Source organism: Mesorhizobium sp. M0139 (genome assembly GCF_040322455.1).
Taxonomy (GTDB): domain Bacteria; phylum Pseudomonadota; class Alphaproteobacteria; order Rhizobiales; family Rhizobiaceae; genus Mesorhizobium.
This window is the reverse complement of record NZ_JAMYTN010000011.1, coordinates 236,372-250,527: the sequence shown is the minus strand read 5'-3', so window position 1 is coordinate 250,527 and position 14,156 is coordinate 236,372. Positions and strand designations below refer to the sequence as shown.

The window sequence follows — 14,156 nt, the reverse complement described above, 5'->3', positions numbered from 1 at the left end:
GTTAGCCCAATCCATGACAAGCGACAGAGCCCCGAGATGCTTGACGGCTACATAATCTGCGGCACGCCGAGAACCGGAAGCACCTTGCTGTGCGGCCTTCTGGCCTCGACGAAAACAGCTGGCGATCCGCACTCCTTCTATAGGCGGGAGGACAAGGCGGAATGGGCCGAAGAGTGGAAATTGGCGCATCCCGAGACGATGAGCGCGCATGATTTCGACCTCGCCTATCTCGGTGCGGCAATCAGCGCGGGAAGGGGCGGAACAAGCGTCTTCGGCCTGCGCCTGATGCGGGAAAACCTGGATGAACTCTCGGCGATCGTCGACCGGATCTACCCAGACCTGTCTTCGGACAAAGCGCGGTTTGAAAAAGCCTTTGGGCGGGTCCTCTACATCCACTTGTCTCGCGAAAACAAGCTGGCGCAGGCGGTGTCGCTGATCAAGGCCGAGCAGACCGGGCTTTGGCACATCGCGCCCGACGGAACCGAGATCGAACGGGCCGCACCGCCGCAGGAACCCCGCTACGATTTCAAGCGGATCCAGCGCGAGCTTGCCGAACTCGAAGCCTATGACGCGGGCTGGAATGTCTGGTTCGCGGAGCAGGGGATCGTCCCGCTGCGCATCGGCTATGAGCGCCTGTCAGCCGATCCGGCAGCGGCATTGGCATCCATCTGCGAGGCCCTGGGCGTTCCGGCGCCGAATGCCGCCGACGTAAAGCCGGGCGTCGCCAAGCTCTCGGACGAGATTAGCCTCGACTGGATGCGCCGCTATCGTCTGGACGCGGCGATTTGATCAAGCCCTCTTTACCGCCACCGTCTCGCTGAGCCATGTGCCGATCTTGCTGCCGAGACGGTCGGGCGACACCGGCTTGGGCAGATAGTCGTCCATTCCGGACTCGATACATTTGTCGCGGTCGCCCTTCAGTGCGTGCGCGGTGACGCCGATGATTGGTGTGTGATTGCCACTCGCTGCCTCCGCCGCCCGGATGGCGCGGGTCGCCTCGTAGCCGTTCATCTCCGGCATGGAGACGTCCATGAGGATCAGCTTCGGCCGTAGCGCCCGGTACATCTCGACGGCCGTGCGGCCATTGCTGGCGATGCGGTAGCTGAGGCCAAGCCCATTGAGGATCTGGCCGAACACCAGCTGGTTCACGTCATTGTCCTCGGCGATAAGAATATCGATCGGGCCGTTTGCCGTGACAGTCGATTCCAGTGTCGCGGCCACGGGCATCACCGGGCCGCGAATGACGGTGAAGGCAGGCGGTGTGGGTGCGGCCTGCGTGACAACCGGCTCGCGAACGAACTGGGCCTTGCCGATCTGGGCCCGCGCTTTCTGGATGGCCGAGATGACGGTGCCGAGCAGGATGGCCGAGCGCGCCGGCTTGGTGAGATGCGCGGCGATGCCGAAATCGATGACCATCTTGCCGAAATCGACCTGATCGACGGAGGTCAGCAGCACCACCGGGATGGCGGAGAGACGGCTGTCGGCGGAAATAGCCTTGGCGACATCGGCGCCGTTCATGCCGGGCATCTGGTAGTCGAGGATGATGCAGTCGACCGCAGCACCGAGCTGGCTGGCCCGGTCTAGAAAGGCGAGGCCAACGGCGCCGCTTTCGGCGGCCGCGCAGTCGAAGCTCCAGCTTCTGAGCTGTTCCAGCAAGATCTCGCGGTTGACCGGGTTGTCGTCGATGACCAGCACGCGGGCGCCGGTGACATCGACCGGCACGACCTCGTTGCGCGTGTCCTGCTGATGCGCCGGCAGCGGCACGGCGAACCAGAACACCGAGCCGCGGCCGATCTCGCTTTCGACGCCGATCTTGCCGCCCATCAGGTCGATGAGGCGGGCGGCGATGGCAAGGCCGAGGCCGGTGCCTTCATGGCGGCGCGTCGACGAGCCGTCGACCTGCGCGAATTTCTCGAACACGTTCTCGAGCTTCTCGGCAGGAATGCCGATGCCTGTGTCCTCGACGCGGACCTTGAGCTGGACCATGCCGTCGACCACCTCGCCGCCGACATCGATCAGCACATGGCCCTTCTCGGTGAACTTCACCGCATTGCCGAGCAGATTGGTGACGATCTGACGGAACCGTCCGGCATCGCCGACGACATGGGCAGGCAGGCGCGGGTCGACACGCACGATCAGCTCGAGGTTCTTTTCGGCGACGCGCGCCGACACCAGTGTGGCCACGTCCTCGACCGCTTCGGCAAGCCGGAAGGGTGCAGGATCGAGCGTCAGCTGACCGGCATTGATCTTGGAGAAATCGAGGATGTCGTTGATGATGGTGAGCAGCGCATTGCCGGACTTGACGATGACTTCGGTGAAGGTTTTCTGGCGCGCGTTAAGCTCGGTCTTGGCGAGCAGTTCGGCCATGCCCAGCACGCCATTCATCGGCGTGCGGATCTCATGGCTCATATTGGCCAGGAATTCCGATTTGGCGCGGTCGGCCGCTTCGGCCTTGAACAAGGATGCGGCGGATTCGGTGAAGGCGCGGCGGATCGCATTTTCCATCGGCCGGAAGATCCAGAGGGCAACGATGGCAAGAACCGCGAACAGAAGGCCGCTTGCCCACAACAGCAGCCTGTCGCTGGAGGCGTCGGCCAGATGGCGTTCGCCATCCATGGCGGTACGCACACGCACCAGCATCGGCTGGACGAACAGGTCGTTCTGGTTGAGGATTTCGCGCGAACTCCATTCGTCGGTCTGTTGCGCCGCCGACATCAGGTTGAAGTTGCGCACGATGTCGCGCGACGACCAGAACAGGTCGCCGTTGACGGCGGCCGACGAGAGTTCGTCCAGCGTTTTGGCCGACAGGCTCGGCTTGATCGCGGCCAACTCCGCGGACAGTGTTTCGATCTCGCTGGTCAGGCGTTGCGAATGGCCGCGCGCTGCGGCGGCAAGGCCGTCACGGGTTTCGGTGCGCCAGGTCGTGCTGGCGGTTTCGGCAAAGCTGGAGGCGTTGCGCAGGTCGCGGGTGAAGACGACGAGATTGCTGCTCAGCGCGTCGATGTCGTGGCGGAAGGAATTGACGCGATTGAGCGCAAACATCACCGCGGTGGAAGCCAGCGCAAAGATGAGCAATCCCGAGATGTAGCGGATCCGGATCGAGCGGATGAAGAAAGAATATTCCGGCATGCGCAACCCCAACACATACGCATCATTTTAACGGTCGGGATTACGCTTGATTTACATTAAAATTCCGTTCGCGCCTGGCGGGCCGTCAAGATCCTGGCTGCACGTGCCCGGAGTTGGCGCCATAGAGGGTGGCATCGCATTTGCGCATCATGCGCAGTGCTTCTTCCTCGGTCAGGCCGAACTTGCGCATCATGCTCCGGATTTCGGGGCCTACAGCTATCTCCACCGGTCTTGCCGCCTGGCGGGTCTTCCTGGCCTTTTTCTTGGACATCAGTACGTTTCCCGTCTTGACCGACACATGTTTCGCATCAGCCCTGGCCCGGCCTCACCGTGCTGCGCCAGACCATGGGCGCATGGCAGATCAGGCGGCTGCCAGCCTCCTCCCGCGCGCCGGTCGCGAGCCGCACGGCGCGCCTGGCGATCTCCTCGATCGGCGGCGAGAACGTCGTCAGCCGGTAAGAGGCCCAGTCGGCCTGTTCAATGTCGTCAAAGCCGATGACGCAGAGATCGCGGGGTACGCTGATGCCGAACTCGTGGCGGGCCGCATCGAGAAAGCCGCACGCAATCAGGTCGGTCACGCAGAACGCCGCATCCGGCCGCTGCCGGCCGGAAAAGAGCCGCCTGGCGCCATCGGCTCCGGTGGCATAGCCGGTGCGGCCCTCGCGCCACACGGTCACCTCCAGCCCTTCCTTCTGCGCGGCGGTAAGGAAGGCGGTTTCGCGGGAGAGCAGGCTGGGCGTGCCGGCAGCCGAGGTCACCAAAGCGGGGCGGGTACAGCCGGCCCGGATGAAGGCATGCAGCGCTGCCTCTGCGGCTGCAGCGTTGTCGACACCGATATTGTGCGGGCCGTCGAAGCGGTCATCGCGATTGATCAGCACCAGCCGCTGGCCGTTCTCAAGACAGGTGCGGATCAGCAACTGCGGCGGCGAGCCGGACAGAACGATGCTCGCATCGGCGCGATAGTTCAGCGTGTTGCGCAGCGCCTGGTCGACATGGTGGCTGGGGCCGGAGGTGTTGAACACCATGGCCATTTTGCCGGCGTCCCGCAGATGTTGGGTCAGCGCCTTCTGCAGGCGGGCATGATAGGGCGTGTCGCCATCGGCAACGATGAGGCAGACAATGCCGGTCGAGGCCCGCATCAGGCCGCGAGCCAGATGGTTGACGTGATAGCCGAGTTGCTCGGCCGCCAGCATCACCCGCTCGCGGGTTTCCCCGGAAACGGAAGCGCCGGGCGTGAAGGTACGTGACACGGCCGAGCGCGAAACCCCGGCGAGGTCGGCAACCTGCTGGGCGCTGGAAAAACCGGTGCGGATTCTCGGAACCGTCAAGCGAACGCTCTCGCTGCTGTTTTCGTGATTCTTTGCACACCCGTGCAGTGTAATGCAACTCTTCTGCCATTGCCACCCACCGCACTTGACAGGCATGGCGGAATGCAACAGCTTTGCACAGCCGTGCAATACAAGCCGGCTCAAGAGTGGCATCGGAGGAATACCCTGTCCATTTCGCCGAAGACGGCATTGAGGGCGCGATTGTCCGGACCGGCTGCATGAGCAGGGCGGCGGCGCATCCGAAGGCGGACCGGCTGTCCGAGGCCGAGATGGACAGGCGTGCCGAGGTCTGCCGGAAACTGCTTGTCACGGCCGGGCAACTGGCGATGGAAGGCTATGCCCGGCAGGGCGCCGTCCAGCCGGTGGCGATGAAAGGCCCGCAAGATTTTCTCACTGAAACCGACGGCAAGGTCGAGGAGCACATCCGCGCCACTCTGGCAGAGGCTTTTCCGCAGGACGGGTTTTTGGGCGAGGAAGGCGGCGGCATCGGCTCTGCCCGCATGTGGGTCGTCGACCCGATCGACGGCACCGCCAATTTCATGCGCGGTATTCCGCATTTCTGCATTTCGATAGCTTTCGTCGAGGACGGCCGCAGCGAGATCGGCGGCATTGCCAATCCGGCCATCGGCGAAACGTACTTTGCCCGCCGCGGGCAAGGCGCGACGCGCAATGGCGCGCCGATCCGTGTGTCGCCGACGCAAGCGTTCGACCGCGCCTTTGTCGAGTTCGGCTGGTCGCCCAGGATTCCCAATCGCGACTATCTGGACAAGGTGAGCCTTGTCTGGGCACTCGGCGCCAACGTGCGGCGCTCCGGCTCCGGAGCGCTTGGGCTGGCCTATGTGGCCGACGGCCGCTCCGATGCCTATGCCGAGCTGCACATCAATTCGTGGGACTGCCTGGCCGGATTGCTGCTGGTGGAGGAGGCCGGCGGCCGGGTGAACCGGTTCCTCGACGGCGACGGCATGGCGAAGGGCAATCCCGTGCTTGCGGCAGCACCCGGTGTTGCGGCGACATTGTCCCAGGTGATCGGAGTGCCGCTCGACGACGGGTAGATCGTTTCAGTGTGAAAGATAGGGAGGAATATCGATGAAGACATTTGACAGTAAGCAAGGCTTGCGCGCCGCCTGGCTTGGCCTTGGCGCGGCGCTGGCCATGTTCGGATTGGCGGGTGCCGCCCAGGCGGCCGATCGCAGCCTCACAATGTATTGCGCCGTCGACGAGGCCTGGTGCCGGGCGATGGCGACCACCTACCAGAAGGAGACGGGCGTCAGCGTCGACATGACCCGCATGAGCGCCGGCGAAATCTACGCCCGCCTCCGGGCCGAGAAGGACAATCCACAAGCCGATATCTGGTGGGGCGGCACCGGCGACCCGCATCTGCAGGCGGCGGAAGAGGGCCTCACCCAGGAATACAAGTCGCCGCAGCTGGCAAACTTGCGCGACTGGGCGCTGAAGCAGGCCGACAGGTCGAAGAACCGCACGGTCGGCATTTATCTCGGTGCACTCGGCTACGGCTACAATGAGGAAGATCTGAAGCAGCGCGGGCTGACCGCGCCGGCGTGCTGGGCCGATCTGGTCAAGCCGGAATTCCAGGGCGAAATCGAGATGGCCGACCCGAATTCATCGGGCACGGCCTGGACCATGCTCGCCACCATCGTCCAGCTGATGGGCGAGGACAAGGCATTCGATTATCTCAAGCAGCTCAACAAGAACATCGCCGAATACACCAAGGCAGGGGCCGCGCCGGCGCTCGCCGTCGGCAAGGGCGAGACGCTGATCGGCATCTCCTTCCAGCACGACGTGATCAATGCCGCGAAACAGAACCCTGCCGTGAAGGTGGTGTCGCCTTGCGAAGGCACCGGCTTCGAGATCGGTTCGATGAGCATCGTGACGGGCGCCAAGCATGCCGAAGAGGCGCAGAAATTCTACGACTGGGCGCTGAGCCCGGATGCGCAGAAGCTCGCGGCGCCGAACGGCAGCTTCCAGATTCCGTCGAACACCGCCACGCCGGTGCCGCCCGAGGCGCCGGACCTCTCGAAGATCAAGCTGATCGACTACGATTTCGCCAAATACGGCTCGTCGGCCGAACGCAAGCGGCTGTTGAAGAAGTTCACCGACGAGGTCCGCAATGGCGGCTGAGCGCGTTCTTTTGCGCTCGCTCTAGCATCTGATCGCCGGCTGCCCCTCGCCGCAGCCGGCGCACCATCCTTTGGCAACAGAAAGACATTGAATGTCCGCGGCCGGTTCCATGGTCAGTTCCGCTCCTGGACGAAGCGCGCTCGCCTGGGTAATGGCCGCGTGGGCGAGCTTCGTGCTCTTGCCTTGGTACAAGGTCGAAGGCGGCTTCCTTTCGTTCGACTGGCTGGCACAGCCGGCGGATGCGACGCCGGCCATCATCCTGGCGCTCGGTGGCCGGCCCTGGCTGTTGCCGCTTATCCTGCCGCTTCTGCTGGCGAGCTGGCTGGTGGCGCGCAACAACCCCAAGAGCCTGGCGGTTGCAGGCGCGGCGGGCCTGCTGTGGCTGGCCATCGAAGGCTTTTCCATCATCCATTCGGGCTGGGGATTTGGCTTGCTTACCCGGATCGCCGGCACGCCGGGACCGATGCAGCCCGGGCTTGGCTGGGGCGCGGCGCTCTATGCCGTGGCGATGCTGATGTTCATCGCCGAGGCGCTCGCTGCGCGGGGATGGTGCAAGGGCGACCGTTTCGTCGTCGGCTCGCTCTCAATCGTGATTGCTTCGCTGATCCTGTTCGTCGCCTATCCGCTGCTGTCGATCCTCACCTCGGCCATCAAGGACAATGACGGCAATGTCGTGCCGGCGCTGTTCTTCGACAAGATCTTCAGCGCCAACATATGGAGCCTGCGCTGCCTCTATGGCGAGGGCTCCTGCGGCGTGGCGTGGAACACGGTGGCGATCGCAGTCCTCGTCGGCTTTTTCTGCACGGCGCTCGGCCTAGCGCTGGCGCTGATCGCGCTACGCACCAAGCTGCCGGCCAAATGGTTGCTGCGCGGCCTGTCCATCCTGCCGATCATCACGCCGCCCTTCGTCATCGGCCTGGCGCTGATCCTGCTGTTCGGCCGCGCCGGCATCGTCACCAACCTCATGTCGGTGCATCTCGGCATTCCGCGCAGCCGCTGGATCTATGGCATGGCCGGCATCACCATCGCGCAGGTGCTGGCCTTCACGCCGATCGCCTTCCTGGTTTTGGTCGGCGTGCTGCAAGGGGTCAGCCCGAGCATGGAGGAGGCATCACAAACCCTGCGCGCCAGCCGCTGGCGGACGTTTCGCACCGTCACCTGGCCGTTGATCCGGCCGGGCCTGGCCAGCGCCTTCCTGATCTCGTTCATCGAGAGCATGGCCGATTTCGCCAATCCGCTGGTGCTGGGCGGAAACTTCAACGTGCTGTCGACCGACATCTTCTTTGCAGTGGTCGGTGCGGCGCACGACCAGGGCCGCGCGGCGGTGCTGGCGATCGTGCTGTTGATGTTCACGCTGGCAGCCTTCGTCATCCAGCGCCGCTGGATCGGCAGCCGCAGCTACGTCACCGTCGCAGGCAAGGGCGATGGCGGCGTACCGGCGACGCTGCCCAAGGCCTTGCGGATCGGCTGCTACGCCGCCGTCGTTCCGTGGCTGGTTCTGACCATCGTGGTCTACGGCATCATCCTGGGCGGCGGTTTCGTGCAATCGATCGGGCGCGACAACACGCCGACGCTCGAATATTTCCTCACCGCCTTTTCGATCGAGAAAGGCGTCAATGGCTGGTTTTTCAGCGGCTCGGCCTGGCCGTCGCTGCTGATGACCATCGGCCTGGCGCTGGTGGCGATGCCGTTCACCGCGGCGCTCGGCATCCTGACGGCCTATCTGCTCGACCGGCAGCGTTTCGCCGGGCGCACCATGTTCGAATTCCTGGCGATGATGAGCTTTGCGATTCCCGGCACGGTGATCGGCGTCAGCTATATCCTTGCCTTCAACGTGCCGCCGGTGCAGTTGACCGGCACCGGGCTGATCATCGTCATCTCCTTCATCTTCCGCAACATGCCGGTGGCGATCCGTGCCGGGCTCGCCAATCTCGGACAGATCGACAAGAGCCTGGACGAGGCATCGCTGACGCTTGGGGCGCGGTCTTTTGCTACCTTGCGGCGGGTGATCCTGCCGATCCTGAAGCCGGCGATCGTGACCGCGATGATCTACAGTTTCGTGCGCGCGGTGACGGCGGTCAGCGCCGTCATCTTCCTGGCGAGCGGCCGGTTCAATCTCGCCACGGTCTACATTGTCGGGCGCGCAGATGTCGGCGAATACGGCATCGCGATTGTCTATTCGGCGGTGATGATCGTTGTCATGATGGTCATCCTCATCGGCATCCAGCTGCTGGTCGGCGAACGCCGGCTCGGCCGGCGCCGGCCTGGGGCGGAAGCCGTGGTGGCAGCAATCTGATGGGGAGAAGCGGCGTGGATCAGACGGCGAAGAATGCTGTCCCGGTTGTCACGGACAGGCCGGCCGTGCGGTTCGAGGGCGTCACCAAGAAATACGGCGCGGTGATCGCCGTCGACAATGTCAGCTTCGACATCGCGCCGGCCAGCCTGGTGACGCTGCTCGGGCCCTCGGGTTGCGGCAAGACGACGACGCTCAGGCTGATCGCCGGGCTGGAACAGACCAGCACCGGGCGCATCCTGATCGACGACAAGGACGTCACCTTGCTGTCCGCCGCCGAGCGAGATGTCTCCATGGTGTTCCAGTCCTATGCGCTGTTCCCGCACATGAACGTGATGGAGAATGTCAGCTACGGCTTGCGGGCTATGGGGCTTGGCAAGGCGCAGGCAGCCGAGCGCGCCGCCGAAAAGCTGTCGCTTGTCGGCCTGTCCGGCTACGAGAAGCGCCAGCCGAGCGAATTGTCCGGCGGCCAGCAGCAGCGCGTCGCGGTGGCGCGAGCCATCGTACTGGAGCCGAAGGTGCTGCTGTTCGACGAGCCGCTGTCCAACCTCGACGCCAAGCTGCGCCGGCGCGTGCGCGACGAAATCCGGGGTCTCCAGCAAGATCTGGCGCTGACCATGGTCTATGTCACGCATGACCAGGAAGAGGCGCTCGCCGTCTCCGACCGCATCATCGTCATGAACGCCGCTCGCGTCGCCCAGGACGGCACGCCGCGCGACCTCTACAACGAGCCGACCAACCGCTTCATCGCCGACTTCATGGGCGACGCCAATCTGCTCGACGTCGAGGTGCTTTCCAGCAATGCGACCAGTGCAAGGGTCAAGGTCGGACCCTTGCTGCTCGACATGCCGGGTCGCGGTAACGCTCCGGGGCCGGCGATCCTCGCTGTGCGCCCGAATGCCGTGCGCATCTTGCCCGGCCAGCCAGCGGGCACCATGAAGGGCCAGGTGGTCAAGAGCTCGTATCTCGGCGACCACATGGAATACCGGATCGCGATCAGCGATCCGGCGGTCGAACTGTTCGCGACATCGCCTGATGTCACACCCGCTGTGGCGGAAGGGACGATGGTCGGGATCGATTTCGATCCGGCGAAGATCGTGCTGATCAAAGACGATTGAACGCGCCGGGAAAGCACCTTCGAAAAAATCCAGCCTGAATGTCACACCGGCCGGACCTGCCTCGTCATGATGGCGTACCCAACACAAGGACTGCAATCATGACCGCCAAAATCGACCTCTTCGCCGCCGCCCCTGCGCTGATCAAGCAGTGGCAGCGCGCATCGACCGAACTCTCCGTCGCCGCCGGGCTCGAGCACAGCCTCAACGAGCTGGTGAAGCTTCGGGCGTCGCAGATCAATGGCTGCGCCAAGTGCATCAACCTGCATGCCACCGAAGCGCGCGAGAATGGCGAGACCGAGCAGCGCATCTATCTGCTGCCGGCCTGGCGCGAAGCGCCCTGCTACAGCGACCGCGAGCGTGCCGCGCTCGGCTGGACCGATGCGCTGACGCGCCTCTCGGAAGGACAGGACCGCGAAAGCGCCTATGATGATCTTAAGGCGCATTTCACCGAGGAGGAGCAGGTGAAGCTCACCGTTTTGATCAACATCATCAATGGCTGGAACCGCATCGCCGTTGGCTTCGGGCTCTACACCGACGCAGCAACGATACGCGCCAGCGCCAAGGCGGCCTGATGACGGCGACGGCACCCGACGACGCGGCAGCGGGCTTCGGCCCGCTGGGTCCGAAGCTGATGCGGGTCGCCTATCGCATGCTGGGCTCGGTGAGCGACGCCGAGGATGTCGTGCAGGATGCCTTCATCCGCTGGATGGGGACCGACCACTCGCAGGTTCGCGAGCCAGAAGCGTTCCTGCGCCGCACGGTGACGCGGCTTTGCCTTGACCAGCTCAAATCCACGCGGCGCCAGCGCGAGACTTATGTCGGCCCTTGGCTGCCCGAGCCGATCGTCGAAGAGGGCGATCTTGAAGATGTCACCTTGCCGCTGATGTTGGCGCTGGAGCGGCTTTCGCCGCTCGAGCGGGCGGCCTTTCTGCTGCACGATGTGTTCGGGCTGGAATTCGAGGAGGTCGCGACCGCCATCGAGCGCGATTCAGCCGCCTGCCGCCAGCTTGCCGCTCGCGCACGGGGCCATGTCCGCGAGGCGCGGCCCCGCTTCAAGGTGGAGAAGCAGCGTGGCCTGGAGATCGCCGAAGCCTTTTTCGCGGCATCGCGCAGCGGCGACATGCAGGCGCTCGGCGCGCTGCTGACGGCAGATGTCAGCGCTCATGCCGATGGCGGCGGCAAGCGTCCGGCGGCTTTGGCGCCGGTGCTGGGCTTCGACGCCGTCATGAAGCAATACGCGCAAGTCGCGGCCTGGCTGCGCGACAATCGCTCGACGCTGGTGCGCATCGGCTTCGTCAATGGACTGCCGGGGTTCGTCACCCAGGAGGCCGATGGCGAACTGCAGACGACCGCGCTTGACATCGAGGACGGGAAGATCGCGGCCGTCTATGTCATGCGCAATCCCGACAAGCTCAGGCATCTGCGTTAGACCCGATTGAATCGGAGCGAAATACCGGTTCGGCCCGCCTCCAAAAGCCGGCCCTTCCTGTGTGCGACCCGCAGGACGATGTCAGGGCCCTTTGCCGCTGCCGCCACCGGCCTCTAGGATGCCTTCTCGCCGTCACGTGGCTGGATCAGCCTGCGCGCGGCATCTGCTCCTGCCGCAAGGAAGCGATCCGACAATTCGGTCCCTGCCACCGCGCGGGCCAGTTGAAGCGCGCCGATGAGGGTCGCAAAGACGCCCATGGCAACGCCTTCCGGATCCCTGGCCTGCGGAAGCGCTGCAGACAGCTGACGCACCAGAACCAGCAAGCGTTCGGTATAGACTTGGCGCGTTTCGGGCGGCTGACGCGCGAGTTCCGGGAGCAGCGCGGCGTTGGCGCAGCCCGTTCCCGGGTTGTCCCGGTGCGCAGCTGACAGATACGCCGCTATGCCCATCTCCGGACCACCGGCGGCCAATACCTCCTGCAGTTGCTGCACCTGGCTCTCCAGTGCCGCTACAAGGCTTTCACGCACGAGCTCCGCCTTGGACTGGAAATGCGGATAGAAGGCTCCGTTCGTCAGTCCGGCGTCGCCCATAATGGCTGCCAGTCCGGACGCGGCGATGCCGTCACCGCGAAAACGCTGGGCTGCGACCTCCACGATGCGATCGCGGGAGGCGTCCTTTCGGCCCTTTTCGTAGCGCATGGCTGCTATTCCTTTCTGCTATTGCATTACGGTTGTAATTTGATATTATGATCATAATTCAACCAGCGAACGAAAGCTAGCCCCAGTGGCTTTGGAGCATAAAAAATGAATGCGAACTCTGGAAAGACCGCAGTCGTGACCGGAGCCTCTTCGGGCATCGGCCGCGCCAGTGCCGAGGCCTTGGCGCGGGCGGGGTATACCGTCTTCGGGACAAGCCGCAGCAAGGCCGGCAACGGCCCGGCTAAGGTGTCCATGCTGACCTGCGACGTGACCGACGGGGAGTCCGTCAGCGCCCTCGTTGCAACCGTGCTGGCCCAGACCGGCCGCATCGACCTCTTGGTCAACAATGCCGGTGTCGGCCTGCTTGGCGGCGCCGAGGAATCTTCGGTCGCACAGGTGCAGGTTCTGTTCGACGTCAATCTGTTCGGCGTCATGCGCATGACCAATGCGGTGTTGCCGTCGATGCGGCGCCGCGGCCAAGGGCGCATCGTCAACATCGGCTCGATTCTAGGATTGGTGCCCGCGCCATACTCAGCGCACTACTCGGCGGTCAAGCACGCGCTGGAGGGCTATTCGGAGTCGCTCGATCATGAGGTTCGCGCCTTCAACATTCGCGTCTCGGTCATCGAGCCGGCATTCGTGCGCACCGTCTTCGACCAGAACGGCATCGAGCCGGATTCCCTGTTGAAGGACTACGATCAGGCGCGCGCCGGTCTCAAGGCGCTGCTTGCCGATGTGATGCCCAAAGCCGATCGGCCGGAAGTGGTGGCGGATGTGGTCGTCAAGGCAGCGACCGACGCCCGTCCGCGACGGCGCTATACCGCAGGGAAGGCAGCGCGCCAGGTCAGCCTGCTGCGCCGCTTCGCCCCCGCGGGGATGTTCGACAAGACCTTGCGCAAGCAGTTCCGCTTGCCGGTCTGAACAACGGCGGGACGGAGAATTTCACGCACAAACGGCACACCAACAGGCACTTCAGAAAGTCACTGCCATGAAGGCATTCGTTGTCGACAAATATAACAAGAAAGGCATTTTGCGGCTGGCCGAGATGCCGGAGCCGGAACTGCTGGACAATGACGTCCTGGTCGAGGTCCATGCCGCAGGAGTGAACCTGCTGGATTCCAAAATCAGAACCGGTGAATTCAAACTCATCCTTCCCTATCGCCGGCCCTTCATTCTCGGTCACGACGTGGCTGGAAGGGTTGTCAGGGTGGGCTCGAAAGTCCGCAAATTCAAACCCGGCGACGCCGTCTATGCGCGGCCGCGCGACGGCCGGATCGGGACATTCGCCGAATTCATCGCAATCGATGAAGCCGACGTGGCGCTGAAGCCGGCGAACCTCAGCATGGAAGAGGCGGCCTCGATCCCGCTGGTCGGTCTGACCGCCTGGCAGGCTCTCATCGAGAGGGCGGGTCTGAAGACAGGCCAGAAGATCTTCATCCAGGCTGGCTCCGGCGGCGTGGGGACATTCGCCATCCAGTTGGCAAAGCATCTCGGCGCGATCGTTGCGACAACAGCGGGCGCGGCAAGCAACGATCTGGTCAGGGATCTCGGTGCCGATGTCGTCGTCGACTACAGGAAGGACGACTTCGAGAAAATCCTGTCGGGCTACGACGTCGTCCTGAACAGCCAGGACGCCAAGACGCTTGAGAAATCCCTGACTGTGCTGAAACCGGGTGGGAAGCTCATCTCGATTTCCGGTCCTCCGGATCCCGAATTTGCCAGGAAACAGGGACTGAACGTGGTGCTAAGGCTGCTGCTGCGGCTGCTGAGCCGTGGTATCAGGACCAAAGCCAAGCGCCGGGGCGTGGGATTTTCGTTCCTGTTCATGTCGGCGCAAGGTGAGCAACTGAGCAAAATCACGTCCCTCATCGAAGATGGGGCGATTCGCCCGGTCGTCGACAGGGTCTTTCCTTTTGAAGCGACCAATGAGGCGCTGGCTTACGTCGAAACAGGACGCGCCAAGGGCAAGGTCGTCGTCAAGGTCAGATAGCGCGCCCAGTTGCTTTGGGGCATTTGAGAGAC

General features: G+C 63.8%; 13 protein-coding genes. 9 read left to right on the top strand and 4 right to left on the bottom strand.

Annotation, left to right across the window (positions count from 1 at the left end; all coding sequences use genetic code 11):
• The first annotated feature begins 36 nt into the window (after positions 1 to 36).
• A complete protein-coding gene (locus tag NKJ58_RS20620; RefSeq protein ID WP_352853725.1) occupies positions 37 to 789 on the top strand; it encodes a Stf0 family sulfotransferase in 753 nt (250 codons plus the stop codon).
• Here the strand turns inward: NKJ58_RS20620 and NKJ58_RS20615 are convergent, their stop codons facing one another.
• From NKJ58_RS20615 to NKJ58_RS20605, 3 genes are all read right to left on the bottom strand, one after another.
• Positions 790 to 3,129 carry a response regulator gene (locus tag NKJ58_RS20615; protein ID WP_352853723.1) on the bottom strand — a complete coding sequence of 780 codons (2,340 nt, stop codon included), beginning with the start codon at positions 3,127 to 3,129 and terminating at the stop codon, positions 790 to 792. It abuts the gene before it with no gap.
• 85 nt (positions 3,130 to 3,214) lie between these two features.
• Positions 3,215 to 3,400: a hypothetical protein gene (locus NKJ58_RS20610; RefSeq protein ID WP_352853721.1), complete on the bottom strand. Its 186-nt coding sequence runs from the start codon at positions 3,398 to 3,400 to the stop codon at positions 3,215 to 3,217.
• 37 nt (positions 3,401 to 3,437) lie between these two features.
• Positions 3,438 to 4,457, bottom strand: coding sequence for a LacI family DNA-binding transcriptional regulator (locus NKJ58_RS20605; protein ID WP_031208759.1), 1,020 nt, complete (start codon positions 4,455 to 4,457; stop codon positions 3,438 to 3,440).
• Positions 4,458 to 4,675: 218 nt separating this feature from the next.
• Here NKJ58_RS20605 and NKJ58_RS20600 point away from each other — a divergent pair, with 218 nt between their 5' ends.
• The 6 genes from NKJ58_RS20600 (at position 4,676) to NKJ58_RS20575 (ending at position 11,436) form a co-directional block, all read left to right on the top strand.
• The gene (locus NKJ58_RS20600) at positions 4,676 to 5,509 is read left to right on the top strand and encodes an inositol monophosphatase family protein (RefSeq protein ID WP_050587118.1); all 834 of its coding nucleotides are present in this window, start codon (positions 4,676 to 4,678) and stop codon (positions 5,507 to 5,509) included.
• A 61-nt stretch (positions 5,510 to 5,570) separates the two neighbouring features.
• Complete coding sequence (locus NKJ58_RS20595) at positions 5,571 to 6,596, top strand: ABC transporter substrate-binding protein (protein WP_023711637.1); 1,026 nt, start codon at positions 5,571 to 5,573, stop codon at positions 6,594 to 6,596.
• 91 nt (positions 6,597 to 6,687) lie between these two features.
• Complete coding sequence (locus NKJ58_RS20590; protein ID WP_502902322.1) at positions 6,688 to 8,892, top strand: ABC transporter permease; 2,205 nt, start codon at positions 6,688 to 6,690, stop codon at positions 8,890 to 8,892.
• Positions 8,893 to 8,906: 14 nt separating this feature from the next.
• The gene (locus NKJ58_RS20585; RefSeq protein WP_023698487.1) at positions 8,907 to 10,007 is read left to right on the top strand and encodes an ABC transporter ATP-binding protein; all 1,101 of its coding nucleotides are present in this window, start codon (positions 8,907 to 8,909) and stop codon (positions 10,005 to 10,007) included.
• 98 nt (positions 10,008 to 10,105) lie between these two features.
• Positions 10,106 to 10,579, top strand: a complete 474-nt coding sequence (locus NKJ58_RS20580; protein ID WP_023736998.1) for a carboxymuconolactone decarboxylase family protein — start codon at positions 10,106 to 10,108, stop codon at positions 10,577 to 10,579.
• The gene (locus NKJ58_RS20575; protein ID WP_352853719.1) at positions 10,579 to 11,436 is read left to right on the top strand and encodes a sigma-70 family RNA polymerase sigma factor; all 858 of its coding nucleotides are present in this window, start codon (positions 10,579 to 10,581) and stop codon (positions 11,434 to 11,436) included. Before NKJ58_RS20580 ends, NKJ58_RS20575 begins: the two co-directional genes overlap by 1 nt.
• Positions 11,437 to 11,549: 113 nt before the next feature.
• On the opposite strand, the gene NKJ58_RS20570 is transcribed toward NKJ58_RS20575, so the two are convergent.
• Complete coding sequence (locus NKJ58_RS20570; protein WP_023736996.1) at positions 11,550 to 12,134, bottom strand: TetR/AcrR family transcriptional regulator; 585 nt, start codon at positions 12,132 to 12,134, stop codon at positions 11,550 to 11,552.
• Positions 12,135 to 12,239: 105 nt separating this feature from the next.
• Here NKJ58_RS20570 and NKJ58_RS20565 point away from each other — a divergent pair, with 105 nt between their 5' ends.
• Together NKJ58_RS20565 and NKJ58_RS20560 are read left to right on the top strand one after the other, a co-directional pair.
• On the top strand, positions 12,240 to 13,055 hold the full coding sequence (locus tag NKJ58_RS20565; protein ID WP_023727313.1) for an oxidoreductase: 816 nt from the start codon (positions 12,240 to 12,242) through the stop codon (positions 13,053 to 13,055).
• A gap of 67 nt (positions 13,056 to 13,122) precedes the next feature.
• On the top strand, positions 13,123 to 14,124 hold the full coding sequence (locus NKJ58_RS20560) for an NADP-dependent oxidoreductase (RefSeq protein WP_023736995.1): 1,002 nt from the start codon (positions 13,123 to 13,125) through the stop codon (positions 14,122 to 14,124).
• Positions 14,125 to 14,156 lie beyond the last annotated feature (32 nt).